Origin of the sequence: Streptomyces sp. CB02009 (genome assembly GCF_001905825.1) — a bacterium.
In the GTDB taxonomy this organism is placed as follows: Bacteria; Actinomycetota; Actinomycetes; order Streptomycetales; family Streptomycetaceae; genus Streptomyces.
This window is the reverse complement of the sequence record NZ_LIVV01000006.1, coordinates 238,962-263,765: the sequence shown is the minus strand read 5'-3', so window position 1 is coordinate 263,765 and position 24,804 is coordinate 238,962. Positions and strand designations below refer to the sequence as shown.

Sequence of the window (24,804 nt, the reverse complement as noted above, 5' to 3'; positions counted from 1 at the left end):
TGGTGCGGGGTGGGGCTTACGGAACTGGCGCCACTTACGCCGCGGCGAGCTTGGCGGCCGAGTCGGCGTCGACGCACGCCTGGATCATCGTGTCCAGGTCGCCGTCGAGCACCTGGTCGAGGTTGTACGCCTTGAAGCCGACGCGGTGGTCCGAGATCCGGTTCTCCGGGAAGTTGTACGTACGGATCTTCTCGGACCGGTCGACGGTGCGGACCTGGCTGCGGCGGGCGTCGGCGGCCTCCGCCTCGGCCTTCTCCTGGGCGGCCGCGAGGAGCCGGGAGCGCAGGATGCGCATGGCCTGCTCCTTGTTCTGGAGCTGGCTCTTCTCGTTCTGGCAGGAGGCGACGATGCCGGTCGGCAGGTGGGTGATGCGGACGGCGGAGTCGGTGGTGTTGACCGACTGGCCGCCGGGGCCCGACGAGCGGTAGACGTCGATGCGCAGGTCGTTGGCGTGGACCTCGACCTCGACCTCCTCGGCCTCGGGCGTGACGAGGACGCCGGCGGCGGAGGTGTGGATGCGGCCGGCGGACTCGGTCGCGGGCACGCGCTGCACGCGGTGCACCCCGCCCTCGTACTTCAGCCGCGCCCAGACGCCCTGGCCGGGCTCGGTGGCGCCGTTGCCGCCCTTGGTCTTCACGGCGACCTGGACGTCCTTGTAGCCGCCCAGCTCGGACTCGGTGGCGTCGATGATCTCGGTCTTCCAGCCGACGCGCTCGGCGTACCGCAGGTACATGCGGAGCAGGTCGCCGGCGAAGAGGGCGGACTCGTCGCCGCCGGCGCCCGCCTTGATCTCCAGGATGACGTCCTTGTCGTCGCTCGGGTCGCGCGGGACGAGGAGCAGACGGAGCTTCTCGGTGAGCTCCTCCCGGTCCTTCTCCAGCTGCTTGACCTCGGCGGCGAAGTCGGGGTCGTCGTGTGCCAGCTCGCGGGCGGTCTCGATGTCGTCACCGGTCTGCTTCCAGGCCCGGTAGGTGGCGACGATCGGGGTCAGCTCGGCGTAGCGCTTGTTCAGCTTGCGCGCGTTCGCCTGGTCGGCGTGGACCGAAGGGTCTGCGAGCTTCGTCTCGAGGCCGGCGTGCTCGCCGACCAGTTCCTCGACCGCCTCGAACATCGGGGGCTCCTGGGTTTTTCGTCAGTTGCTACGGGACGGCAAAGCGCCGGTCCCGGCCACCCGCGCGGGGCGACCGTGGACCGGCGCAGGGGCTCGCTACTTGGCGGAGCCGGCCTTGCCGAAGCGGGCCTCGAAGCGGGCGACGCGGCCGCCGGTGTCGAGGATCTTCTGCTTGCCCGTGTAGAACGGGTGGCACTCGGAGCAGACCTCGGCACGGATGGTGCCGTCGGTCAGGGTGCTCCGGGTGGTGAACGACGCGCCACAGGTGCAGCTGACCTGGGTCTCGACGTACTCGGGGTGAATCTCGCGCTTCAAGGTGTCTCCTAGTTTCGGGAGGGCTCCGGGTCGCTTCCGCAGGTCGCGGCAAGCGTGAACCGGGGCCGACGTACCAGTCTGCCAGGACTGGCCGCATCTCCCCAAACCGGGGTGGCGGCGAAAGTATTCCTGACCGGCCGCGGACGGCGGGCCGCCGTGGTTCCGACGGCGGCCCGGGCGCTACTTCACGATGCCGTCGGCCTGGCCGGTGGCCGCGTCCTTCGTCGCCGACGCGGGGATCGGCAGGTCCTTCTTCAGAGCCGTCCAGACCTGCCGCGACTGGGCTTCCAGGGGGACGACGCGGTTGGGGTCCCGGGGGTCGTACTCGACGGGCAGGGTGACCATGTGGACGTTCTGGGCGCCGATGCCGGAGAGCCCCTTGGCGAAGCCCATCAGTTCCTGGACCGAGTCGAGCTCACTGTCGGGGGTGATGGCCTTGGTGGCGGCGTCGGCGAGGTCGAGGAGCTTCTTCGGGTTGGTGAGGACGCCGACGTCCTTCACCTGGTTCATGAAGGCCTTCATGAAGGCCTGCTGGAGCTGGATGCGGCCGAGGTCGCTGCCGTCGCCGACGCTCTTGCGGGTCCGGACCAGGCCGAGGGACTGCTCGCCGTCGAGGGTGTGGGTGCCCGGCGCGAGGTCGAGGTGGCTCTTGCCGTCCTTGATGGCGCTGGTGGTGGTGATCTCCACGCCGCCGAGCTTGTCGATGAGCTTCTTGAAGCCGGTGAAGTCGACCTCGATGTAGTGGTCCATGCGGATGCCGGACATCGACTCGACGGTCTTGACGGCGCAGGCGGGGCCGCCGACCTCGTACGCCGTGTTGAACATGGCCCGCCGCTCGGCGGCGACGGGGGCGCCCTGCGTGTCGGTGCACTTCGGCCGGTCGATGAGGGTGTCGCGGGGGATGGAGACCACGCTGGCCTTCTTGTGGCCCTCGTAGACGTGGACGACCATCGCGGTGTCGGAGCGGGCGCCGCCCTCGTCCTTGCCGTAGGCGCCGTTGTCGCCGGAGCGGGAGTCGGAGCCGAGGACGAGGATGTCCATGGAGCCGTTGTCGACGTCGTCGGGGCGGTCGGTGCCCAGCTGCGCGTTGATGTCGACGGTCTCGAGGTTGCCGTCGAGCTTGAAGTACACGTACCCGAGGCCGGTGCCGCCGAGGACGAGGACCGCGAGGGCGCCGGAGACGAGCACGGCCGCCTTGCGGCTGCGCCTGGCGCGCTGCTTGCGCCGGCGGCCGTTTCCGGCGCCGGGTATTCGGCCGCTCTTGCTCTGCTCGGTCATCGCCATCCCTCGGGCCCTAGGTTCACCACATGTGACGGTGAAGCGCCCAAAAGGGTTGCATACGGGCCTGTGAGGTTTGGATGAGCACGGGGCCGGCACAGCACTGCGCCCACCGTGCGGGGCACGGTGGGCGCAGTGGTTCACGCAGGTCACGACCGGGTTACGAGGCCGAGGCCCCGTTCGGGCCGTCCGACCGGAGTGTGACGCAGGTCACACCCCAGTCGACTCAGGCACCTCAGTCGTCGTTCTTGCCGCCCGGCGTCGTCTTCTGGATCTGGAGCAGGAACTCGCCGTTCGACTTCGTCTGCTTCATCTTGTCGAGCAGCAGCTCGATCGCCTGCTGCTGGTCGAGCGCGTGCAGCACGCGGCGCAGCTTCCAGGTGACGGCGAGCTCGTCGCTGCCGAGCAGGATCTCCTCCTTGCGCGTACCCGAGGCGTCGACGTCGACGGCCGGGAAGATGCGCTTGTCGGCGAGCTTCCGGTCGAGCTTGAGCTCCATGTTGCCGGTGCCCTTGAACTCCTCGAAGATCACCTCGTCCATGCGCGAGCCGGTGTCGACCAGCGCGGTGGCCAGGATGGTCAGCGAGCCGCCGTCCTCGATGTTGCGCGCCGCACCGAAGAAGCGCTTCGGCGGGTAGAGCGCGGTCGAGTCGACACCACCGGACAGGATGCGGCCGGAGGCCGGCGCCGCGAGGTTGTACGCACGGCCCAGGCGGGTGATCGAGTCGAGCAGGACGACCACGTCGTGACCCAGCTCCACGAGGCGCTTGGCGCGCTCGATGGCCAGCTCGGCGACGGTGGTGTGGTCCTCGGCCGGACGGTCGAAGGTCGAGGAGATGACCTCGCCCTTGACCGACCGCTGCATGTCGGTGACCTCTTCCGGACGCTCGTCGACCAGGACGACCATCAGGTGGCACTCGGGGTTGTTGTGCGTGATCGCGTTGGCGATCGCCTGCATGATCATGGTCTTGCCGGTCTTCGGCGGGGCCACGATCAGACCGCGCTGGCCCTTGCCGATCGGCGACACGAGGTCGATGATCCGCGTGGTCAGCACGCCCGGGTCGGTCTCCAGACGGAGCCGGTCCTGCGGGTAGAGCGGGGTCAGCTTGTTGAACTCGGGGCGGCCGCGGCCGGAGTCGGCGGCCATGCCGTTCGCCGAGTCCAGGCGGACCAGCGCGTTGAACTTCTCGCGGCGCTCGCCCTCCTTCGGCTGGCGCACGGCACCGGTGACGTGGTCACCCTTGCGCAGGCCGTTCTTGCGGACCTGGGCGAGCGAGACGTACACGTCGTTCGGACCGGGCAGGTAGCCGGAGGTCCGGATGAACGCGTAGTTGTCGAGGATGTCGAGGATGCCCGCGACGGGGATCAGGACGTCGTCGTCGGCGACCTGCGGCTCGCCGGCCTGGAAGTCGTCACGGCCACGACGCCCGCGGCGGTCGCGGTAGCGGCCGCGACGCCCGCGGCGACCGCCGGCCTCGTCGTCGTAGTCGTCCTGCGGGCCGGCCTGCTGGCCGCCCTGCTGACCCTGGCCCTGGACCTGCTGGCCCTGACCCTGGCCCTGGCCGCCCTGGCCGCCCTGGCGCTGGCGCTGGCCGCCCTGGCCGCCGCCCTGCTGCTCGTCGCCCTTGCCGCGGTCGCGCTGGCGGTCACGGCGGTCGCGGCGCTCGCCACGCTCCCCGCGCTCGCCGCGCTCGCCGCGGTCACGACGGCCACGGCCCTCGGCGCCGTCGACGGCGGCCTCGGCCTTGGCATCGGTGCCCGCGTCGGCCTTGGCCTCGGTACGGGCCTCGGTCTTGACGGCCTGCGCGGCCTCGGCCTTGGTCTCGCCCTCCGGCGAACCGGCGGGGGCCGTGGCGCGGCGGCGACGACGCTCGCCCGCGGGCTGGTCGTCGGAGGCCGGCTGACCCGGGATGTCGATCTGCTGCTGGGCGACGGCCTTCTCGGCCTTCTCCGCCTTGGGCTCGGCGGCCTCGGCAGCGGTCTCACCCGTACGGGTCTTGGCGGTGGCGCGGCGCTTCGGCTTGGTCTCGGCGGCGTCGGCGGCCTTGGCGGGGGCGGCGGAGCCGCCACCGGCCTGCGCCTCCTTGATGACCTCGATCAGCTGGCTCTTGCGCATGCGCGCGGTGCCCCTGATGCCGAGGCCGGACGCGACCTGCTGCAGCTCGGCCAGGACCATGCCCTCGAGGCCGGTGCCGGAGCGGCGGCGCCGTGCGGTGCCGCCGGTGGCAGCACCTGCGGCGGGCGCGGCGGCGTCGACACTGCTGTCGGCAGTCACGCCCATCAGATCGGTGGTGTCGCTCACGAAGGGTCCTTCCCTGGAGCGGACGTCGGCCATCTGGCTCGGCGACCGGTTGTGCTGTCCGGCAGCGGTCCCGTGTTGGGTGGACCGTGTCCGGGGCGGTGGTCCCGCCGGGTACGGCGGAGAGAAAACGTGCTGGGGTCCGGCCCGAGCGCCCCCTGCTCGGCCCTCGCGAGAAAGAAGAGCGAGGGGTGTCGTGCCGGTTCCGGAGCGTGCTCGAAACTGCTCAGGCAGGCTGCTCAGGCAGTTGGGGAGGCTCCCGGAAGAATCGGTGGTCCCTGATGGGGACACTCAGCACCGCGCCACAAAGGCGCCGGGTGCTGACTTGAGGTTAACACTACCGGCTCCGACAAACATTCCCCCTCTCCCTCACCGGCAATCTCCTGTCCGGACGCTGCCCGGCGTCCGGCCGCCGCGCGCCTAGGGCGCCAGCGGAAGGACGCTGGCTCCGGACGCGTCGAGGTCGAGCCGGTTCGCGGCCCAGCCCTCGCCCGCGAGGAGCGCGACCTTGTCTGCCGTTCCGTGTTCGGCCAGCGCGAGGACCGTGGGGCCCGCGCCGGAGATGACCGCGGGGACGCCGTCCGCCCGCAGCCGGTTCACCAGGGCGATGCTGTCGGGCATCGCGGGAGCCCGGTACTCCTGGTGCAGCCGGTCCTCGGTGGCCGCGAGCAGCAGCTCGGGGCGGCGGGTCAGGGCCTCGACGAGGAGGGCGGCGCGCCCGGCGTTGGCCGCGGCGTCCACGTGCGGGACGGTGCGCGGCAGAAGTCCGCGCGCGGTCTCGGTCAGCACCGGCTTTCCGGGGACGAAAACCACCGGAACGATGGAATCCGAGGGATCCATCCTGATCGCCCGCGCGGCACCGGACTCGGTCCAGGCGAGCGTGAATCCGCCGAGCAGACAGGCGGCGACGTTGTCGGGGTGGCCCTCGATCTCGGTGGCCAGCTCCAGGAGGGCGGCCTCGTCGAGCTTGGCGTCCCCGCCTATGGTCACGGCGCGGGCGGCGACGATGCCGGCGCAGATGGCGGCGGAGGAGGAGCCGAGGCCGCGGCCGTGCGGGATGCGGTTGGCGCAGACGACCTCGAGGCCGCGCGGCTGCCCGCCGAGCAGGTCGAAGGCGGTGCGCAGGGAGCGTACGAGCAGGTGGCTCTCGTCGCGCGGGAGCGTCTCGGCGCCCTCGCCGGCGATGTCGACGTGCAGTCCGGAGTCGGCGACACGGACGACGACGTCGTCGTAGAGGCCCAGCGACAGGCCGAAGGCGTCGAAGCCCGGACCGAGATTGGCGCTGGTGGCGGGGACGCGCACCCGTACGGCGGCGGCGCGGAACGCTGGACCGGCCATCGCTCGATGATCTCCTTGATTGCGACAACGGGTTGTTCTGGAACAGCGGGTGTTTCAGAGGGTGTTACGGCGGGTGTTTCAAGAGAACCACGGGGAACCCGGGGGCCGTTTCAGCCACGGAGGCGACAACGGCAACAACACCGCGCATATGCGTCGGGGCGGGTTCGGTACAGCCTATCGAAGGAAGGTTCTGCCGCGACATAGGGCGCACAGGAGGCGCACGATGCGTGTCGCGAGCCAACCTGTGCGCCTATGTACGTTCCTGATCGGGTTTCGATCAGCACGTTTCTCCGCGCGGAGGGGTGAGGATCAGGCCAGACCGAGGCGCTCGGCGGCGGCGACCGCGTCGACCGGAACGGTGACCGGCTGCGGCGCGCCGGCGACGGCCCAGTCGGGGTCCTTGAGTCCGTTTCCGGTCACCGTGCAGACGATCCGCTGACCCGGGTCGACCTTGCCCTGGGCGGCGGCCTTCAGCAGACCGGCGACCGAAGCGGCCGAGGCGGGCTCGACGAAGACGCCCTCCTGCGCGGCCAACAGGCGGTAGGCCTGCAGGATCTCACGGTCCGTCACCTCGTCGATGAAGCCACCCGACTCGTCGCGCGCGGCGATCGCGTAGTCCCACGAGGCCGGGTTGCCGATGCGGATCGCGGTGGCGATCGTCGACGGGTCCTTGACGACCTCGCCGCGGACCAGCGGGGCCGAACCGGAGGCCTGGAAGCCCCACATGCGGGGGCGGTGCGTCGCGAGGCCGTCCGCGGCGTACTCGCGGTACCCCTTCCAGTACGCCGTGATGTTGCCGGCGTTGCCCACGGGCAGGACGTGGATGTCGGGCGCGTCGCCCAGCATGTCCACGATCTCGAAGGCGGCGGTCTTCTGGCCCTCGATGCGCACCGGGTTGACCGAATTGACCAGCGCCACCGGGTAGTTCTCGGAGAGGCTGCGGGCCAGGGTCAGGCAGTCGTCGAAGTTGCCGTCGACCTGGAGGATCTTCGCGCCGTGCACGAGGGCCTGGCCCATCTTGCCGAGCGCGATCTTGCCCTGCGGCACGAGGACCGCCGACACCATGCCGGCGCGCACCGCGTAGGCCGCGGCCGAGGCGGAGGTGTTGCCGGTGGAGGCGCAGATGACGGCCTTCGCGCCCTCCTCCTTGGCCCTGGTGATGGCCATGGTCATGCCCCGGTCCTTGAAGGAGCCGGTGGGGTTGGCGCCCTCGACCTTGAGGTGCACCTCGCAGCCCGTGCGCTCGGAGAGGACCTGAGCGGGTACGAGCGGCGTGCCGCCCTCACGGAGCGTGACGACCGGCGTCGTGTCCGTGACCGGAAGGCGGTCCCGGTACTCCTCGATGATGCCGCGCCACTGGTGGGTGCCCTTGTGGGTCATGGGTCCTTACTCCCCTTCAACACGCATGATGCTGGCGACACCGCGCACGGTGTCGAGCTTGCGCAGCGCCTCGACGGTCCCCGAAAGGGCGGCGTCGGGCGCGCGGTGGGTGACGACGACGAGGGAGGCCTCGCCGTCCTTGCCCTTCTGGCGCACCGTATCGATGGATACGCCGTGCTCGGCGAAGACCGTCGCGACCTGGGCGAGGACGCCCGGCTTGTCGGCCACGTCGAGACTGATGTGGTACCGCGTGACGACCTCGCCCATGGAGCTCACGGGCAGCTGGGTGTACGCGGACTCGCCGGGGCCCGTCGCCTCGTTGAGACGGTTGCGGCAGACGGCGACGATGTCGCCGAGTACGGCCGAGGCGGTCGGCGAGCCGCCCGCCCCGGGGCCGTAGAACATGAGCTGCCCGGCGGCGTCGGCCTCGACGAAGACCGCGTTGTAGGCCTCGCGGACGGACGCCAGCGGGTGGCTGAGCGGGATCATCGCCGGGTGCACGCGCGCGGTGACGGACTCGCCGTCCGCGGCGCGCTCGCAGATGGCGAGCAGCTTGATGGTGCAGCCCATCTGCTTGGCGGAGGCGAAGTCGGCGGCGGTGACCTCGGTCATGCCCTCGCGGTAGACGTCGTCGAGGCGCACGCGGGTGTGGAAGGCGATCCCGGCGAGGATGGCGGCCTTGGCGGCGGCGTCGAAGCCCTCGACGTCGGCGGTCGGGTCGGCCTCGGCGTATCCGAGGGCGGTGGCCTCGTCGAGCGCCTCGGAGTAGCCGGCGCCGGACGTGTCCATCTTGTCGAGGATGAAGTTGGTCGTGCCGTTGACGATGCCCATCACGCGGTTGATCTTGTCGCCGGCGAGGGACTCGCGCAGCGGGCGGATGAGCGGGATGGCGCCGGCGACGGCGGCCTCGTAGTAGAGGTCCTGGCCGTGCTCCTGGGCGGCGGCGTAGAGGCTCGCGCCGTCCTGGGCGAGCAGCGCCTTGTTCGCCGAGACGACGGAGGCGCTGTGAGCGAAGGCGGTGGTGATGAGGGTGCGGGCCGGCTCGACCCCGCCGATGACCTCGACGACGACGTCGATGTCCCCCCGTTTCACGAGGGCGGTGGCATCGGTGGTGATCAGCTCCGCGGGGATGCCCTCGCGGACCTTGTCCGGGCGGCGGACCGCCACACCGGCGAGCTCGACCGGGGCGCCGATGCGCGCGGCGAGGTCGTCGGCGTGCGTCGTCATGATGCGCGCCACCTCTGAGCCGACCACTCCACAGCCCAGCAGCGCCACCTTCAGCGGACGCGTACGCATCATCCGACCTCTTTCTCGTCCTACTTCGTATCTCTACGTTCGAGTCTCTGGGGTTCTCGACGGTGGAACCAGTCTCACTCACCGGACGGGGGTTTCCGCCCCTCGTCCGGATCCTGAGACATCTATTTCATCACTCGACTATTTCATCATCCGACGTCGAGACGCAGGAGATCTTCCTCCGTCTCGCGCCGCACGATGACCCGCGCCTCGCCGTCCCGGACGGCGACGACGGGCGGCCGGAGCGCGTGGTTGTAGTTGCTGGCCATGGAGCGGCAGTACGCGCCGGTGGCCGGCACGGCGATGAGGTCGCCGGGCGCCAGGTCCGAGGGCAGGAAGGCGTCCCGTACGACGATGTCGCCGCTCTCGCAGTGCTTGCCGACGACCCGGGTGAGCATGGGCGCGGCGTCGCTGGTCCGCGAGACGAGGCTGACGCTGTACTCGGCGTCGTACAGCGCGGTGCGGATGTTGTCCGACATGCCGCCGTCGACGCTCACGTACGTCCGCAGCCCTTCGAGCGGCTTGACGGTGCCGACCTCGTACAGCGTGAAGGCGGTGGGCCCGACGATGGCGCGGCCGGGCTCGACGGAGATCCGGGGCGTACGGAGCCCCGCGGCCTCGCACTCCCGCGCCACGATCTCGTTCAGGGCCTTGGCGATCTCGTGCGGCTCGCGCGGGTCGTCCTCGCTGGTGTACGCGATGCCGAGGCCGCCGCCGAGGTCGATCTCGGGCAGCTCGACACCGTGCTCGTCCCGCACCTCGGCGAGCAGCTGGACGACCCGCCGCGCGGAGACCTCGAAGCCGGCCATGTCGAAGATCTGCGAGCCGATGTGCGAGTGGATGCCGATGAGCTCGAGCCCGTCCAGCTTCAGCGCGCGGCGCACGGCCTCTGCGGCCTGCCCGCCGGCGAGCGCGATGCCGAACTTCTGGTCCTCGTGCGCGGTGGCGATGAACTCGTGGGTGTGGGCCTCGACGCCGACGGTCACGCGGATCTGCACGCGCTGGCGCTTCCCGAGGGACTGCGCGATGTGCGCGACGCGCACGATCTCCTGGAAGGAGTCGAGCACGATCCGGCCCACGCCCGCCTCGACGGCCGTGCGGATCTCGCTCTCGCTCTTGTTGTTGCCGTGGAACGCGATGCGCTCGGCGGGCATCCCGGCGGAGAGGGCGGTGGTGAGCTCACCGCCGGAGCACACGTCGAGGTTCAGCCCCTCCTCCTGGAGCCATCGCACGACAGCCCGGGAGAGGAAGGCCTTCCCGGCGTAGAAGACGTCGGCGTCCTTGCCGAAGGCCTCGGCCCAGGCGCGGCAGCGGGCGCGGAAGTCGCTCTCGTCGAGGAAGTAGGCGGGGGTCCCGAACTCCTCGGCGAGGTCGGTGACGCTCAGCCCGCCGACGGTGGCGACACCGCGCTCGTCCCGCTCGACGGTCCGGGACCACACCTTGGGGTCGAGGACGTTGAGGTCGGCGGGGGGCGCGGTGTAGTGCCCCTCGGGAAGGACGTCGGCGTGGCGAGGGCCTGCGGGATGGGCGGAACGACTCATGTCTGAACTCTTTCAAATCCGTTCGGGTGCGCTGATGCCGAGCACGGAGAGGCCACCGGCGAGCACCGTCCCGGCGGCTTCGGCGAGCGCGAGCCGGGAGCGATGGGCGGCCGAGGGTTTCTCGTCGCCGAGCGGCAGAACGGTGTGCTGGAACGCGAGCAGCGCGTCGGCGGTGGCTTCCAGATGCCGGGCGACCCGGTCGGGGGCGCGGTGGCGGGCGGCGGTGAGGAGGACGACGGGGTGGTCGCCGAGGACGCCGAGAAGTTCGGGTGCGTGGACGGGGATCTCGTAGGCGGGCCCGAAGCCGAGCTGAGCGGCGTTGTCGAGCAGCCGCCGGACGCGGGAGTGGGCGTACCGCACGCGGAAGAGGGGGTTGCGCTCGTGCTGGACGAGAAGGGGAGGCCCGTCGAGGGGCCGGTCCTGGGGCGCGGCCCGGAGAAGCGCCCAACGGGCGGCGTCGACACCGAGGGAACGGGGCTCGTAGGGGCCGGGGTGGACGTGGATCCGCTGGGGGGTGGCGTCGGGGGCGGGGGTGTGGGTTTCCGCCCGGGTCTCAGCGCGGGGCGGCGCATGGGTGGGCTCGTCCAGGGCGGGCTGGTCCTGTGCGGGCTGGTCCTGGCCGAACCCGGCGTCGGCGCCCTGGCTGCGGAGGAGTCGGACGACGGTCTCGGTGACGAGCAGCGCGCGCGACTCTGTCAGGTCGGCGAAGCGGACGGTGACCCCGGCGAGCGCGGTGCCGCTCCCGTACGCGTCCCCGGCCTCGCGGACGGCCCGTACGAGCTCGCCGCCGGCGTCGGGCCGAAGGGTGAAGTTGAGGAAGCCGGGCCCGGTGACGTCGACGGCCTGCAGCCCGGGGGTGTCACGGAGGCGCTCTTCCAGGATCCCGGCGATGTCGAGGGCGGTGCGTCCGGCGGACCGGGCGAGGGTGAGGGCGACGTTGCTCGCGTACTCGCCGACGCCACCGGGCCGAGCCCGCTCGACCTTGACCGTCGGGGGTACGTCGACCCGCAGCGCACCGTCGTCGACCGCACGGCGCACGGCGTGCAGCACGGTGAGGGAGAGGTCCGCGGGGGTCACGGGACAAGCGTAGGGGAGGAGGGGGGGCGGAACGCGAACCGGTTTCGCCATGCGGTCACCCGGGACGGGGACGGGCGGGGTGGCCGAACGGCCGAGCGTGCTCAGTGGGGGCGGTGGGTGCTTCCGGCGCGTCGGGAATCCGGGCAGCCGTCGACTGCGGCCGGGTCCTCTCCCCCGTCGGGCCCGGCCCCCTCGGGACGCTCGCGCCGCTCGCGGTGCATCAGCTGACGGACGACGCGGACGAGCTCGGCGGGCTCGAAGGGCTTGGCGAGGAAGGCGTCGACGCCGGAGGCGACCCCGCTGGACACCTCGTGCTCGCCGCAGGCACTGATGATCGCGACGGGGAGGTGTCTGGTCCGGGGATCGGCCCGCAGCCGCTCGGCCGTCTTGATCCCGTCCAAGCGGGGCATGACGACGTCCAGGGTGACGACATCAGGGCAGACCCGATGTACGACATCCAGACACTCGGCACCATCGGCCGCGGTCACGACCTCGAACCCCTCGAGTTCGAGATTGACCCTGATCAACTGCCGGATCACCTTGTTGTCGTCGACAACGAGCACCCGACCGGACACGCCTGACACACGAACGAGAGTAGGCCGCCCCGAACGGCCGCGTCCGGGTTTTGCCCACTTCTGACCCGTGCGGGGGACCCAGCCCCTGGTGACACCCCGGAAATACCTGTTCACAGCCACTCCCGCGGAGCTGGTAGGGTTCTACCCGTCGCCGCCGAACGCGGCGGACGCCCCCGTAGCTCAGGGGATAGAGCAACGGCCTCCGGAGCCGTGTGCGCAGGTTCGAATCCTGCCGGGGGCACTTCGCAGGAAGTGCCACACAGACCCCGTGATCAGCGGAAACGCTGAGAACGGGGTCTTGTTGTATGTGCAGGTGTATGCCGCCCTGAGCCGCCGTATGTCGGGGTCTGTGGACGAGGCGTGGACGGGATCTTGGGGCGTCGCCGCAGGTGAAGTGCCCGACTAGCCGGCCGGGCCGCCAAGCCTGCCGGGGTGCTCCCGGACACGTCCAACGCCCACGGAAGCACGGCTCAAGCCTTGCTCCACGCCTGGCGATGGCGAGCAACGCTGTAGATCTGCTCTACCTGCTCGGCCGTCAGCACCCCCGAGAGCGGCGCCAGAGCCGCTACTTGGCGCTCCTGGTACACCCGAACGCTGAGCTGCGTGGCGACCACCTTGAGATCGGTGACGCCAACAAAGACGAGGACTGGTTCAACCGGTACAGGGAAACCGCAGTACTGCTCCAGCACCCGGACCACACGCTTGGCTTCGGCTCGACTCTTGCGGACGTAGGGCGCCGGCTTGCCGTGATTGACCTTCACCGCATCGTCGCCGACCCATACGGCCTTGTCGTGGTGGTGCTTCGTGTTGATGCTGAACACGCCTCCAGGACCGATCAGCAAGTGATCGACGTCCACGCGCTCACTCAGGGGAATCGAGTGCAGGACTCGCCAGCCGTGCCGCTCCAAGCGATTCAGCTCGCCTCCCACACGCTTCTCCCCCGCCAGTCCTTTCCGCCACGAGTCCCACTTGCTGGGGCGCCGCAGGAGCCGTGAGACGACGCGTTCCAGGAGACCCGGGCCGGACTTGTCGAGCAGGTGACGAATGGCTTCACCGGGGCGGTTGGCGGACAGGTCGTCGGCCGGCATCAGAGGCGGCAGCACTGGACGGGCTTCAACCCTCGATGCCAGCTCCTGTGGCGAGACCGGTGCGGAGATCTCCCGTAAGTGGCGCGTCAGCACGGCAATCACGTCATCGCGATACTCGGCAACGAGAACGGTGACGTCTCCCGTCGTCACGTCCGCCCAACCGACCTCGGTGCCATCGGGCAGATTCGCGTACAGGCGATCATGTCCGTACCGCTTCCAGCGCGTGACCTTCAGCTCCACGAGCCCCCCCCTCGTCCGCTCCCAGCTCGCAGCATCGCAGCGGGTAGGGCTGAAAACGAGTGAGGCCCCGGACAAGATGCCCGGAGCCTCAATGGGGTGGTGCACGGTGCCACACTCGTACTCGCGAAGAAGATCCTCAATACGCCGGTTGGCGACATCCTGGCATCCGTCGAGGCACTTCGCGTAGCGGGTCAGCAGGACCTCCACGCTACTCAGGACGAAGCCGCGGGCACGAAGGCTTCCCAGACAGACGACTCCATCGAGGTCCTGCGCGTCGCGCACGAGGCCGACACCGAACTGGGCCAAAAGATCGAGCAGGTCTCACCACCGCTGAGATCCGAGCCGTTGCCGAGGCAGCCCAGCAAACCCCAGGAACGGCCGCCGCACTCCCGGCAGCGCACGCGGCCGGTCGAGGCATAGCCATGGTGAGCAACAACTCCACAGAATGCGTACGGGTCTTCCTAGAGCTCCACGGCCTGGAGGAGTAACGTCACGAAGATCGTGGGTCACCCCTCCGAGCAGCCGAACCCCTTCCCACTCATCACGGCAGCCGAGCAGGTGCACATCGAAGTCGCGAGCTACACCCTGATCGGCGACTCGCACACACGCATCAGGCGCGACGGTCATCGGCTACGCCAACAAGGCCCACAAGGTGGACCAGTTCACCGAGACCCAGGCAGACGTCATCACCGAGGACATGCAGGCCATCACCGACGCACTCACCACCGAGTAGCGCAGGGGACACAAGGGAGCTGTTACAGGTTTCTCTACCTCATCAAGGCACCCGCCGCGCACGGCGCGGCGCGCACGGCCCGTCGCCCGGGCCTGCGCTCCTATCTCCGCCCCGCTCCAGCCCGGCCGCCGTCCGCACGCCTGACAGCTTGGGCTGATGGGTGACGAACCATGATGCGGCCGAGGCGGTACATGAGTGCGGCTTAAAACGCTGCCTCCGGCGGGGGCGCTCAAACTCCGGGATGGAGGGGGCTCCGTGGGCGAGTGCCGGCCCGTGGGCTGTTGAGGTGGGGACTTTCCATCCCGTCTGCCGTCGACCCAGGCAGAGCCGAGCAGACAAGGCACCGGGCCTGCTCCACAAGCGTGTGGGTCGACGGCGGACGGGACGGGACTGGGAGGTGGTGGGCGAGCAGAATGGCTCGCTGTATGGGGACCCGCGTCGAGCAAGACCAGGAAGCCACTCGATCCAATGGCCAGGTCCAAATCCTGACCGAGTTGGCAACAAGGGTAGGAGTTCCCTGGGCATGCTCGACCCTATCCCGGGCAGGCCACGGGAAAACCCCGCTCCACCGGCCTAACTAGATTCGAATGGACTATGGTTCACGCTGAAGCAGCTTCATAATTCTCTCTTCGGCTGCCTTCAAGCCGCCTGCGGCTTCAACTCCCTCCTCTGTACGCATCTTGTCAAGGGAGTCTCTAATTCCTCGCCGAATGAGGCGCTCATTCCTTCCAGCCAGTTGATCTCGCAGGCTGTCTGCCAGCTCCACAAGGCTCTTAGGCAGGTAATCGTATTTCGAGACGTCGACAAGTAGCGGCAGGTTAATACGCTGCTCCGTCTCGACCGCGGTGCGCATCGGGCCTAGCCTCAGGAATTGAGACAGGAAGTCTGGACTGAGAACGGGTGATGACGGCGCCTCGTGAAGCCTTTGGGATAGTTCCCACTTAAGGCGAAAAGCCACCTTGTCGAGAGTGACTAGCCAGTGCTTGTGGCCCATTGGAGAAGCTGCGCTTCGACTTCGCATCTCTATGATGCCGACAGTCGTTTCTACATCGTGCGCTACGAGTCGCTGCGTCACAGCGGGATCGATGTCAGAATCTCTCGGATTGCGCCGCTTCTCATGGGCTTCATTCCAAACCTCTTGGACAGCCGCCCTCAAATCGATGCTTGCTGATTCCGCCTCCTCCTTGAGGTTCTTTCTGTGGATAGAAAGGTCCTCTTCCAAATAGATGCGCACATCCTCCACCGGGCGGGCCGCGCCGCGAAAATTCTCTAGCCACTCGACAAAACTAGATCGAGCGCGGCCGCTGAGCGTGTGCGCCGCATACAGGAACGGAACGGAGCCGTTCCATTGCCGCACTTCAGTGCGACTAAACTGGAGGCATCGATTTAGATGGCGCTCCACTTCCTCAATGATGCCATCCGTTACGAAAAGTCGGATACCGGCGTCCGAGGCCGCCTTGAATACGGTCGTGTAATGACGGTGCGATGGATCCTCGACCAACGTTTCAGCGATGAGTGGGAGGATCACTGACGTGTCTATCCAGAAGTCTCCCTCTGAGAAAAGATTAACTATTACTTTCTGCACGTCAGGGGTCTGGCGTAGGAACGAGAAAAGGGTGTAGCCATCAGCCAGCCTCCTCAGGTGCCCCCTCACTTCTTCGTTGGGCCTGTCGAGGACGAAGACGAGGGCGTCAGCTACGGCTTTTGTATGCAGGCTGTGGCTCTTCTTTTCAGGCTCATCTCGCAGGAGCAGCTCCACGCCTTCCTTGTCTGCGTGGTTCATTTCCCCCGTGCGGACGGCCTCTGCGAAAGACTCGCCTCTCTTGAGTAGGAGCCACTCTAGACTGGCTCGCAATTCCGCCCCTACGGCAGGACGGCTCTCCTCTGGGATGATGCCACCATAGAATCCGACGGCTTCCACGAGTTGTTTCTCGAGAAGTTGCTCTCCTTGAACGAACTCTGCTGTTCGTTCACTCAACCTATTTCGCTCATCGCGAGCCAGGCAGAAGTTATCTTCAATACTGTAATGCTTAATTCGCCCCCTCTTCCCGGAGAGTCGAACCAGGGCGCCGTCGACTTGCGCGTCGATCTGCTGTTCGTGCCCAGCGGGCAGAAAAGAGGTTACGCGCGCGTGGATTTCCCTCCTGGAGAGGAGGTTCTCAGGGGAAGTGTCATGGAGGGCGGAAAGAGTCAGCGATTCGAACGACTCCCTAGCGAGTCCTTTCTCTGTCGCCTTATCCTGATTCTGCAACGTGAGGTGGAGGAGTCCCAAGCGGGCCTCCTCTGCATTCAGGGTAAGTCCGACCTGTGACGAGATCCTTTCTCTCCGCAGCAGAGGGTCAACGATCTTTTCACACAGGGCCTCGCTGGCCTGCACTCGCTGAGGGTGGGTTTCTCTCCTCTCCAGAAACCAGTTGATGTCTCTAATGTCGATAATCACTCCGCGCTTCTTCATGACTGAGCTTACGAGCTCGTCAGCCGCCGGCCCGATTTCCTGGTTAGTGGCGTAAATTAGTCGCTTTACCTCCGTGAAGTTATCATCGAGTCGCCTCAAAGTCTGGTTGATCTTTGATTTCCAGTCTTGGGTAACCGAATATTGGACCATGTCTGTCGGCTGTTCGCTAGGGATGAAGAGTTGGCCATCTCTTCCCTTGTCTCCCTGGGTTGCGGCCATAGTCCTGAGGCTCGGATATTCGACCGCTAGAAAATCGGCGGCAAATTCTTCAAAGGTGCGCCAGTCCCCAGTGTCAAGGGTCTTCAGTGCAAGGCGCAGTCGAGGCCTAGTCATGGGCAGAGGCTAGCTCGAACACGGCCTGCATGTCTGGGCTGCACACGAAATTAGGCTTGGTTCGGTGAAGGCAGCAGCGCCAGGATGTGGCCTTCCCGGGGATTGCTGCCTCAGACAGACTGGGATCGCGGAAGGGCCCCAGACCGTCTACGAGAGCCCGATCACCAGGTAGCTGGCCTCAATCCCGCAGGTCTGGCCAGCCGTCCCGGTTGGAGTAGCTCTCGAAGCAGTACCGGGTCGAGTGGTCCCACTCCTTGCAAGTGGTCAGCTTGTACGCCTTGTCCGGCACGTACAGCAGCCACTCGCCGTCGCACTCGCTTGAGGTGTACGGAGCGAACTTGTCGACGTCGAAGAAGACGCTCTCCCACACGGCCTGCCCCGCGGCCACCACAGCGCAACGTGTGTACAGGAACACGTCGGCCGACTGCGGGAAGGGGCTGTCGTACCGGGCCGCCAGGTCGACCACCGGAAGGGTGCCGAACTTTTCCTGGTCCAGGCGATAGAGAGCTTCGGCCTGGCGCTCCGCGAAGCCGATGATGTCGGGGACGGAGCGGCGGCTCAGCTGCTCGGCGAGGCGCCGGCAGCTCTCTTCGGTTGCTACGCCGTCCAGGGTGGCTATCAGCGCCCAGAAGTCGACCCATGTCATTCTCACGGGCGCAGGATGTCAGGGCGGTCTGACATCCACGGCTGACATCAACGACGGTGGATGGTGGCGGCTGTACCCGACTGTCCGCAGCAGCGGTATGCAGTCGCCCGCCTGCGGACAGGAACCCACGATCGAACTTGCAAAGCGGTTGCCAGCCCGGCCCGCACCGGCCTGCCATTCGCGACAGCCGATCCTGCGGGTCTGCAGCTGCCATACCCCGCAGCTCAGGGCCCGTCGGCCGGCAAGTCCCACGGCGCGGCCTATCCGTGGACGCAAGCGACTGCGTGGCACGCCATCAGTCATCTGAGCTGCACAAACGCTTGAAGATCACGCGTCCTCCGGAGCCGTGTGTGCAGGTTCGGATCCTGCCGGTGGCGCTGCGCAGAAGTGCCATACAGGCCCCGCGCTCAGCCAAACGCTGAGCGCGGGGTCTTGTTGTATGTGCGGGTGCAGTGACTCTCGAGACGTGGTGGAGACGGGGCGCGCCCGGGAGGCGGTGTCGGGCGTTAGTCGGTCGTCACTCCCCAGTAGCCGATCCCGGCGGGCTCGCCGTTCTCGTAGAGCACGGTGCAGTTGCCCTGGACGTCCGGGTAGTCCAGTCGGCCCGAGGCCAGGGCCTCGTTCCATTCCTCGTGCGTGGGGCGGCCGACGGGGGACCAGGCGCGTACCTCTTCGTCGGTCAGGGGGCGCATGAACGGGCCGTCGCTGCTGTCCGTGGCGTCGATCATCGAGGGGAAGTCCAACACCGTGGCCGTACCGCCGGTGAAGACGTACTCGTGCCAGGCCGGGTCCCGCCACAGCTCCTCGACGGATCGGCCCTCGAAGCCGTGGTTGTCGCGCGCGAACGTCTCCTCCCTGGTCTGCCGGAACGCGGCCTTCAGGTCGGGCTGATACGGGCCCGTCTGCGTCCATGCGTTGCCGCCCATGCTCGTCCCCCTCTCTCTGCTGTTCTTGGGTGAGCGGAGCTTAGGGGGCGGGTCCGACAGCATGACCCGTATGGATCTTGAGGGGATAGCCGCGTTGACCGCAGCCGGTGTGGCGGTCTTCGGGGTGCTTGCGAGCGTTCTGGTCGGGCGGTGGCAGATGCGCGCCGCGTTGCGGGCGGCTGAGGCGACCGGTCAGGCGGGGTTGGCTCAGGCCGAGGCCGCGTATCGGGCGGCGTTGGACGCCGTGCGCGCGCAGGCGAACGCCGGTCACCGGCAGTGGCATCGGGGCGTTCAGCGCGAGGCGTACGCGGCGTTCCTGCTGGCCGCGCACCGCGTGCGGGACGTGGGCGAGCGGTTCGTCGTCGAGAGTGAGCAGGACCTCTCGGCCGAGGGCGTCAGGGCCGGGAGGGCCGGGCTCGACGATGCTCTCGCGGCACTCAAGGCGGCTCAGACGATCGTCGAGCTGGAGGGGCCCGACGAGGTGGCCGCCCCGGCCGCCGCCATGACCGATGCCGCTCAGCTGATGAGCCATTTCCTCGGCGCGCAGGCTGTCTACGAGCGGGCCTGGGGGAAGCTCGGGCGGCTTGCCGGGGGCAGCCAGGGTGCTTCCGCGCTCGTCGACGCGCTGGGGCGGCTCCGCGCCGGCCGTCGTGCGGCGGAGGAGGACGGGGAGGAGAGCGGGGACGGTGAGCGGGCCTGTCGGGTCGCTTGGGGCGCGCTGCCTGCCGGTGCTCTGGACGACGACGAGTTCCGGGCGCTGCTGGAGGGGTGGTCGTCCCGTCCTCCGGCCTCCAGTCGTGCCTACCTCGACTCCGTGACCCGGTTCGGTGAGGCGGAGGCGCGCTTCGTGCGTGCCGCCAAGGTCGAGTTGCACAGCGGCAGCCGTTCGTAGCGTCGCCGCTCGGCTCCCGTCGGGCGGTACTACCCTGTGACTCGTCGCTAGGTCGGGGGGAACTGTGGCGGGAGATTCCGTGTCCAGGCGTACCGCCAAGAAGGTCGAGCGGGTGTGGCGCGAGGGTGTCGCGCTGCTTCGGCTGGGGCAGTTCGACGCCGCCGCCGTGCGGTTCACCGAGGTGCTGGAGTACGACCCCACGGCCGCCGACGCCTGGTTGGGACTGCACGCCACGGGCCGGTCGCAGGCCGAGGCCGTCGACGCCATGGGGCGGTACCGGGACTCCTTCGGCGCGCTGCGGAACAGGTGCGCGCTGACCGTGCGTTCCCGGTTCGACCTCGGCGTCTACGTCACCTTCCGGCTGGAGACCTCGCGCGATCTCTGGCTCGCCGGCATGGCGCGGCAGCTCTCCGCGGGGCGGGTCGACGAGGCCGAGCCCGCGCTCCTCACCGCCGTCCTCGACTGCGACGAGACGCGCTTCCTCTGCACCCGCTACGCCTACCTCAAGCAGAACTGGCCGCTGGTCCTGGAGTACTCCCGGGGCATCGCGGCTCCCTTCCTGCGCGACGAGGCCCAGTTGTACGTCGGGTACGCGCTCGCCCGCCAGCGCGTCTTCCACGAGGTCCTCAACACCGTGGCGCCCCTCCCCCGGGTGCTGGGCCGGGGCGGGAGGTTCGACGGCGAGGTCGCCTACCTGCGCGGGCTCGCGCACGAGGGCGTCGGGGACGGCCGGGAGGCGCTGCGCCAGTTCCAGTACGCCTTCCGGTGCTTCCCCGGTCTCGCCGACGTCGCCCAGCGCGCGCAGGTCCACGTTCCCGCCGCCGCCGTCCGGGCTCCCGTTCCCGCTTCGGAGGGGGCGGCCGCGGTCCCCGCCGGATCCGGCGAGGCGAGCGGCACCGCCGGCGACCCGCGGCTCGACGAGGCGCTCGCGCGGCTCGACCGGATGATCGGGCTCGAACCGGTCAAGCGTCAGGTGCGGACCCTCGTCGCCCAGCTGCGGATGGCCACGGTCCGCAGGGAGCAGGGCCTGCCGACGACCGCAGGACCTCAGCACTTCGTCTTCACCGGGCCCCCTGGCACCGGCAAGACGACCGTGGCCCGCGTCATCGGCGACATCTTCGCCGGGCTCGGCATGCTGGAGACGGGGACGCTCGTCGAGACCTCCCGGGTCGACCTCGTGGGCGAACACCTCGGCTCCTCCGCCATGAAGACGAAGGCCGTCATCGACTCCGCGCTCGGCGGTGTCCTCTTCGTCGACGAGGCCTACGCGCTCCACAACACCGGGTACTCCGGCGGCGACGCCTTCGGCAAGGAAGCCCTTCAGGTGCTGCTCAAGCGGGCCGAGGACGACCGCGACCGACTCGTCGTCATCCTGGCCGGATACCCGGACGAGATGGCCGAACTGCTCAGTACGAACCCCGGCCTCACCTCCCGCTTCAGTACGCGGATCGACTTCCCCTCGTACTCGGCGGCGGAACTCCTCGACATCGCCCACGGTGTTCTGGAGACCCAGGGCGACGTCGTGGACGAGGACGCCGCCGCCGTCCTCCACTCCCACTTCCGGAGCGTCGTACGCGACGGGCTCGTCGACCAGCTGGGCAACGGGCGGCTCGCCCGTGAGCTCTGCCGCAAGGCCGCCTCCTCCCGCGACCTGCGCCTGTACGACACCCACGGCGGGAACGCCACCCCGAGCCGGGACGACCTCACCACCGTGCGCGTCGCCGACATCAACACGGCGTACGAGGAGCTGCGTTCGGCCGGCGGTCCGCCTGCGCGGTGACAGGCCATGGATGCCTGGCGCCTTGTGCCTTGTTCCTTGTTCCTTGTGCCTTGTGCCTTGTGCTTAGCGCCTTGCGCTTGGACCGTGAGCGCCTTGCGCCGTGTCCTTACGCCGTGCGCTTGCGCGGAGTCGCCTTCTTGGCCGTCGTCTTCTTCGTCGCCGTCGCCTTCTTCGCCGCCGTCGATTTCGTCGTCGCCGTGCTCTTCGTCGTCGCCTTCTTCGCCGCCGCCTTCGACGTCGACTTGCGTGCCGGTGCCGCCGTCTTCTTCGCCGCCGCCTTCGAGGCGGACTTCTTCGCGTCCGTCGCCTTCGGCGCACGCGACGCCCTCGGCTTCAGCGGTGTGACCGCAGCCCGCCCCTTCCCCTCGCCCTTCCCTTCCTCTTCCCCGTCCCCGTCCTCTTCGCCCCTGGCCTGCTTCGCCGCCCTCACGCTGTTCTCCAGGGCCGCCATCAGGTCGATCACCTGGCCGCCGCCGGACTCCTCGCCCGTGGCCGGGGGCACGACGCCCTCGCCGCCCTCCGCCTTCGCCGCGATCATCTCCTCGACCGCCGTGCGGTAGTCGTCGTGCAGGGTGCTCATGTCGACCTCGCCCAGGGTGGCCATCAGGGCGTCCGCCAGGTCGAGTTCGGCGTCCCGTACGCTCACCGGGTTCTCCGGGGCCACGCCCTCCGGCGCGCGGATCTCGTCCGGCCAGAGCAGGCCGTGCATGGCGATGACGTCGTCCACCACGCGGAGCATCCCCAGACGTTCGCGGCCACGGAGGGCGTACTTCGCCACGGCCACCTTCTCGCTGCGCTTCAGTGCCTCGCGGAGCAGGGTGTACGGCTTGGCCGCCGGGACGCCGTTCGCCGAGAGGTAGTACGCGGCGTCCATCTGCAACGGGTCGATGTCACCGGCCGGCACGAAGGCGACGATCTCGATCGTCTTCGCCGTGGGGAGCGGCAGCGAGGCCAGGTCCTCCTCGGTGATCGGGATCATGGTGCCGTCGGCGTCCTCGTACGCCTTCCCGATCTCCGCCTGCGGGACCTCCTCGCCGTCCAGCTCGCACACCTTCTTGTAGCGGACGCGGCCGCCGTCCTCGGTGTGGATCTGCCGGAAGGAGACGGACCGGCTCTCGGTGGCGTTCACCAGCTTGATCGGGATGCTGACCAGGCCGAAGGATATGGCGCCGTTCCAGATGGATCGCACAGGTGTTCCCTTCGGGTCGGATCAGGACGTTTCGTCATCCCCGATTTGTCTGGAATCGTGGGATTCTCATCGTATGACGCCTCTCACAGAGGTGGAGGGGCGGCGCCTGGCGCTCAGCAACCTGGACAAGGTGCTCCACCCGGTCACCGGCACCACCAAGGGCGAGCTGCTCCACTACTACGCGACCGTCGGGGCCGCGATCCTGCCGCATCTGCGCGATCGCCCGGTGTCCTTCCTGCGCTATCCGGACGGTCCCGACGGGCAGCTCTTCTTCACGAAGAATCCGCCGCCCGGCACACCCTCCTGGGTGAGGACCGCCCCGGTGCCCCGCTCCGAGGACCCCCGGGCCCGGCAGGTGGTCGTCGAGGACCTCGCCTCGCTGATGTGGGCCGCGAACCTCGTCGTGGAGTTCCACACGCCCCAGTGGCGGGCCTCCTCCCCCGCCGTCGCGGACCGGCTCGTGTTCGACCTCGACCCCGGGCCGCCCGCGACGGTCGTCGAGTGCTGCCGCGTCGCCCTCCACCTGCGCGAACGGCTCGCCGCCGACGGTCTCGACGCCTTCGCCAAGACCTCCGGCTCCAAGGGGCTGCACCTGCTCGTCCCGGTGGTGCCCACACCGTCCCCGCTCGTCTCGGCGTACGCGCGCCGGCTCGCCGTCGAGGCGGAGGCCGCGCTGCCACGGCTCGTCGTGCACCGGATGGCCCGGGCGCTGCGGCCCGGGAAGGTCTTCGTCGACCACAGCCAGAACGCCGCCGCGAAGACCACCGCCACGCCCTACACGCTGCGGGCACGGCCCCTCCCCATGGCCTCCGCGCCCGTCACGTGGGAGGAGGTCGAGGAGGGCGCCGGGGCCGCCGCGGACCCCGAGTCCCTCGTCCTCCTCATGGATGACATCGCGCCACGTCTTGAGCGGTACGGGGATCTCCTTGCGCCACTTTTCGCGCCCGAGCGGGCGGGGGACGTGCCGTGAACCGGGCCGGGGACCCGTCATGAACCGGCACGGGGACCCGCCATGAACCGGGGCGGAGAGCCGTGGTGAAGCAGGACGGAGAACCGTCATGAACCGGTACGGGGCGCACGCCCGGGGCGCGGGTGGTGACGCCGCGAGCCCCGGTGGCGGGCCGCCCGGCGGCGCGCCCGGTGGGTCCGGCAGGTCCGGCGGGGCTCCGGGCGGGGCCCGTGGACCGGGTGCGTCCGCGGCCGGTGGCACTCCGGGCCACGAGGGCCTCGCGCCCCGCACCCGAACCCCCGGTTCGGGCTCCGTTTCCGGTTCCGGCCCGGCCCCCGACGGCCTCGCGCTCCTTCCGCCCGTCGACGTCATGCGGCCCCGCTCCGCCGACGAGATCCCCGCGCAGGGAAAGCCGCCCCGGGAGCTTCAGTACTCGCTCAAGCTCGACGGATTCCGCGCCCTCGCCTTCGTCCTCGGTGACGGGAAGGTCGTCCTCCAGTCGCGTTCCCGTCGCGATCTCGCGCCCGAGTTCCCCGGGATCGCCGCGCACCTGCGTGAGCAGCTGCCGCCCGGGATCGTCCTCGACGGCGAGCTGTGCGCCTACCGGGACGGACGGCTGAGCTTCACCGACCTGCTGCGCTCCCCCGCCGACCGGGCGCGGGCCGGCGTTCCCGTCTCGTACATCGCGTTCGACCTGCTCGCCGTCCCGGGGCGCGACGTGAGGGCGCTGCCCCTGCGCGACCGGTGGGAGCTGCTCGGCACGGCCCTGCTCGACGCCGAGCCTCCGCTCCAGCGGGTGCTCGCCACCCAGGACGAGGAGACCGCGCGCGGCTGGTTCCGCGATCTGCGGGACGCGGGAGTCGAGGGGATCGTCGCCAAGTCCCTGGCCTCGCCCTATCGGGCCGGCTCCACCTGGGCCTGGCGGAAGATCCGGCACATGGAGACGAGCGACGGCGTGCTGCTCGGGGTCGTCGGCCCGCCCGACCGGCCCCGGGCCCTGGTCGTACGCCTCGCGGACGGCCGTACGGTCTCCACCTCGCCCCGGCTCACCCCGGCGCAGGCGCGCGAGGTCGGCGCCCTGGCCGAGGACCGCGCGGGGCCGCTCACCCAGGACCCCGAACACGGGCCGGTCCGGTGGGTCGACCCGCCGCTCCCCGTCGAACTGCGGCAGCTCGCCGTGCGGCAGCGGCAGGAGAACGCGACCTTCGTCCGCGTGCGGTCCGAGGGATAGAGGGATGGAGGGATGGAGGGGTGGGGCGATGGAGGAGGGATGGAGGGACGGGGCGGTGGAGGGGTGGAGGGGTGGGGCGATGGGGGAGGGATGGAGGGACGGGGCGGTGGAGGGGCAGGGGGACGGGGAGACAGG

The 24,804-nt window shown here is 69.3% G+C and carries 20 protein-coding genes and 1 tRNA gene; 6 read left to right on the top strand and 15 right to left on the bottom strand.

All coding sequences use genetic code 11. From position 1 onward, the window contains the following. Positions 1-34: 34 nt before the first annotated feature. The 10 genes from prfA to AMK27_RS24955 form a co-directional block, all read right to left on the bottom strand. A complete protein-coding gene (prfA, locus tag AMK27_RS25000; RefSeq protein ID WP_073912422.1) occupies positions 35-1,111 on the bottom strand; it encodes a peptide chain release factor 1 in 1,077 nt (358 codons plus the stop codon). A gap of 96 nt (positions 1,112-1,207) precedes the next feature. Next, a complete protein-coding gene (gene rpmE / locus AMK27_RS24995) occupies positions 1,208-1,426 on the bottom strand; it encodes a 50S ribosomal protein L31 (RefSeq protein ID WP_055599288.1) in 219 nt (72 codons plus the stop codon). Between the two features lie 180 nt (positions 1,427-1,606). Next, complete coding sequence (locus AMK27_RS24990; protein WP_073912419.1) at positions 1,607-2,704, bottom strand: LCP family protein; 1,098 nt, start codon at positions 2,702-2,704, stop codon at positions 1,607-1,609. Positions 2,705-2,939: 235 nt separating this feature from the next. Then, complete coding sequence (gene rho / locus AMK27_RS24985; protein ID WP_073913204.1) at positions 2,940-5,006, bottom strand: transcription termination factor Rho; 2,067 nt, start codon at positions 5,004-5,006, stop codon at positions 2,940-2,942. Positions 5,007-5,423: 417 nt separating this feature from the next. Continuing rightward, the gene (gene thrB / locus AMK27_RS24980) at positions 5,424-6,341 is read right to left on the bottom strand and encodes a homoserine kinase (protein WP_073912417.1); all 918 of its coding nucleotides are present in this window, start codon (positions 6,339-6,341) and stop codon (positions 5,424-5,426) included. Positions 6,342-6,650: 309 nt separating this feature from the next. Continuing rightward, positions 6,651-7,721, bottom strand: a complete 1,071-nt coding sequence (gene thrC, locus AMK27_RS24975; protein ID WP_073912414.1) for a threonine synthase — start codon at positions 7,719-7,721, stop codon at positions 6,651-6,653. 6 nt (positions 7,722-7,727) lie between these two features. Further along, the gene (locus AMK27_RS24970; protein ID WP_073912412.1) at positions 7,728-9,020 is read right to left on the bottom strand and encodes a homoserine dehydrogenase; all 1,293 of its coding nucleotides are present in this window, start codon (positions 9,018-9,020) and stop codon (positions 7,728-7,730) included. 143 nt (positions 9,021-9,163) lie between these two features. Continuing rightward, the gene (gene lysA / locus AMK27_RS24965; RefSeq protein ID WP_073912410.1) at positions 9,164-10,555 is read right to left on the bottom strand and encodes a diaminopimelate decarboxylase; all 1,392 of its coding nucleotides are present in this window, start codon (positions 10,553-10,555) and stop codon (positions 9,164-9,166) included. A 12-nt stretch (positions 10,556-10,567) separates the two neighbouring features. Next, a complete protein-coding gene (gene nrtL / locus AMK27_RS24960) occupies positions 10,568-11,632 on the bottom strand; it encodes an ArgS-related anticodon-binding protein NrtL (RefSeq protein ID WP_073912408.1) in 1,065 nt (354 codons plus the stop codon). Positions 11,633-11,733: 101 nt separating this feature from the next. Further along, positions 11,734-12,216 carry a response regulator gene (locus AMK27_RS24955; protein ID WP_073912405.1) on the bottom strand — a complete coding sequence of 161 codons (483 nt, stop codon included), beginning with the start codon at positions 12,214-12,216 and terminating at the stop codon, positions 11,734-11,736. 160 nt (positions 12,217-12,376) lie between these two features. Here AMK27_RS24955 and AMK27_RS24950 point away from each other — a divergent pair. Further along, positions 12,377-12,448 (top strand) — tRNA-Arg (locus tag AMK27_RS24950). A gap of 229 nt (positions 12,449-12,677) precedes the next feature. Here the strand turns inward: AMK27_RS24950 and AMK27_RS24945 are convergent. Beyond that, a complete protein-coding gene (locus AMK27_RS24945) occupies positions 12,678-13,535 on the bottom strand; it encodes a nuclease-related domain-containing protein (RefSeq protein WP_073913203.1) in 858 nt (285 codons plus the stop codon). 96 nt (positions 13,536-13,631) lie between these two features. On the opposite strand from AMK27_RS24945, the gene AMK27_RS42410 reads away from it, so the two are divergent. Beyond that, a complete protein-coding gene (locus AMK27_RS42410; protein WP_143204879.1) occupies positions 13,632-13,955 on the top strand; it encodes a hypothetical protein in 324 nt (107 codons plus the stop codon). A gap of 905 nt (positions 13,956-14,860) precedes the next feature. Here the strand turns inward: AMK27_RS42410 and AMK27_RS42405 are convergent. The 3 genes from AMK27_RS42405 to AMK27_RS24930 all read right to left on the bottom strand — a co-directional run bounded on the left by AMK27_RS42405 (position 14,861) and on the right by AMK27_RS24930 (position 18,628). Continuing rightward, the gene (locus AMK27_RS42405; RefSeq protein WP_143204878.1) at positions 14,861-17,056 is read right to left on the bottom strand and encodes a hypothetical protein; all 2,196 of its coding nucleotides are present in this window, start codon (positions 17,054-17,056) and stop codon (positions 14,861-14,863) included. A gap of 178 nt (positions 17,057-17,234) precedes the next feature. Next, positions 17,235-17,702, bottom strand: a complete 468-nt coding sequence (locus AMK27_RS24935) for a DUF4240 domain-containing protein (RefSeq protein WP_073912399.1) — start codon at positions 17,700-17,702, stop codon at positions 17,235-17,237. Positions 17,703-18,208: 506 nt separating this feature from the next. Further along, positions 18,209-18,628, bottom strand: coding sequence for a hypothetical protein (locus tag AMK27_RS24930; protein WP_073912396.1), 420 nt, complete (start codon positions 18,626-18,628; stop codon positions 18,209-18,211). 70 nt (positions 18,629-18,698) lie between these two features. On the opposite strand from AMK27_RS24930, the gene AMK27_RS24925 reads away from it, so the two are divergent. Continuing rightward, positions 18,699-19,520 (top strand): hypothetical protein, encoded by an 822-nt coding sequence (locus tag AMK27_RS24925; protein ID WP_143204877.1) that lies wholly within the window; start codon positions 18,699-18,701, stop codon positions 19,518-19,520. A 79-nt stretch (positions 19,521-19,599) separates the two neighbouring features. Further along, entirely contained in the window at positions 19,600-21,300 is a 1,701-nt protein-coding gene (locus tag AMK27_RS24920) for an AAA family ATPase (RefSeq protein ID WP_241847596.1), read from the top strand. 106 nt (positions 21,301-21,406) lie between these two features. On the opposite strand, the gene ku is transcribed toward AMK27_RS24920, so the two are convergent. After that, entirely contained in the window at positions 21,407-22,489 is a 1,083-nt protein-coding gene (gene ku / locus AMK27_RS24915) for a non-homologous end joining protein Ku (RefSeq protein ID WP_073912390.1), read from the bottom strand. A 73-nt stretch (positions 22,490-22,562) separates the two neighbouring features. Between ku and ligD the strand changes: the two genes are divergently transcribed. Together ligD and AMK27_RS24905 are read left to right on the top strand one after the other, a co-directional pair. Further along, positions 22,563-23,459: a non-homologous end-joining DNA ligase gene (ligD, locus tag AMK27_RS24910; protein WP_073912388.1), complete on the top strand. Its 897-nt coding sequence runs from the start codon at positions 22,563-22,565 to the stop codon at positions 23,457-23,459. Positions 23,460-23,547: 88 nt separating this feature from the next. After that, positions 23,548-24,669, top strand: a complete 1,122-nt coding sequence (locus AMK27_RS24905; protein WP_079188583.1) for an ATP-dependent DNA ligase — start codon at positions 23,548-23,550, stop codon at positions 24,667-24,669. Positions 24,670-24,804 lie beyond the last annotated feature (135 nt).

What these genes read in the sequence shown, in the direction of transcription:
- prfA (WP_073912422.1), bottom strand. Translation starts at nt 1,111, where the DNA reads ATGTTCGAGGCGGTCGAGGAACTGGTCGGCGAGCACGCCGGCCTCGAG.
- AMK27_RS24990 (WP_073912419.1), bottom strand. Translation starts at nt 2,704, where the DNA reads ATGACCGAGCAGAGCAAGAGCGGCCGAATACCCGGCGCCGGAAACGGC.
- thrB (WP_073912417.1), bottom strand. Translation starts at nt 6,341, where the DNA reads ATGGCCGGTCCAGCGTTCCGCGCCGCCGCCGTACGGGTGCGCGTCCCC.
- thrC (WP_073912414.1), bottom strand. Translation starts at nt 7,721, where the DNA reads ATGACCCACAAGGGCACCCACCAGTGGCGCGGCATCATCGAGGAGTAC.
- AMK27_RS24970 (WP_073912412.1), bottom strand. Translation starts at nt 9,020, where the DNA reads ATGATGCGTACGCGTCCGCTGAAGGTGGCGCTGCTGGGCTGTGGAGTG.
- lysA (WP_073912410.1), bottom strand. Translation starts at nt 10,555, where the DNA reads ATGAGTCGTTCCGCCCATCCCGCAGGCCCTCGCCACGCCGACGTCCTT.
- AMK27_RS42405 (WP_143204878.1), bottom strand. Translation starts at nt 17,056, where the DNA reads ATGACTAGGCCTCGACTGCGCCTTGCACTGAAGACCCTTGACACTGGG.
- AMK27_RS24935 (WP_073912399.1), bottom strand. Translation starts at nt 17,702, where the DNA reads ATGACATGGGTCGACTTCTGGGCGCTGATAGCCACCCTGGACGGCGTA.
- AMK27_RS24930 (WP_073912396.1), bottom strand. Translation starts at nt 18,628, where the DNA reads ATGGGCGGCAACGCATGGACGCAGACGGGCCCGTATCAGCCCGACCTG.
- AMK27_RS24925 (WP_143204877.1), top strand. Translation starts at nt 18,699, where the DNA reads ATGGATCTTGAGGGGATAGCCGCGTTGACCGCAGCCGGTGTGGCGGTC.
- ligD (WP_073912388.1), top strand. Translation starts at nt 22,563, where the DNA reads ATGACGCCTCTCACAGAGGTGGAGGGGCGGCGCCTGGCGCTCAGCAAC.
- AMK27_RS24905 (WP_079188583.1), top strand. Translation starts at nt 23,548, where the DNA reads ATGAACCGGTACGGGGCGCACGCCCGGGGCGCGGGTGGTGACGCCGCG.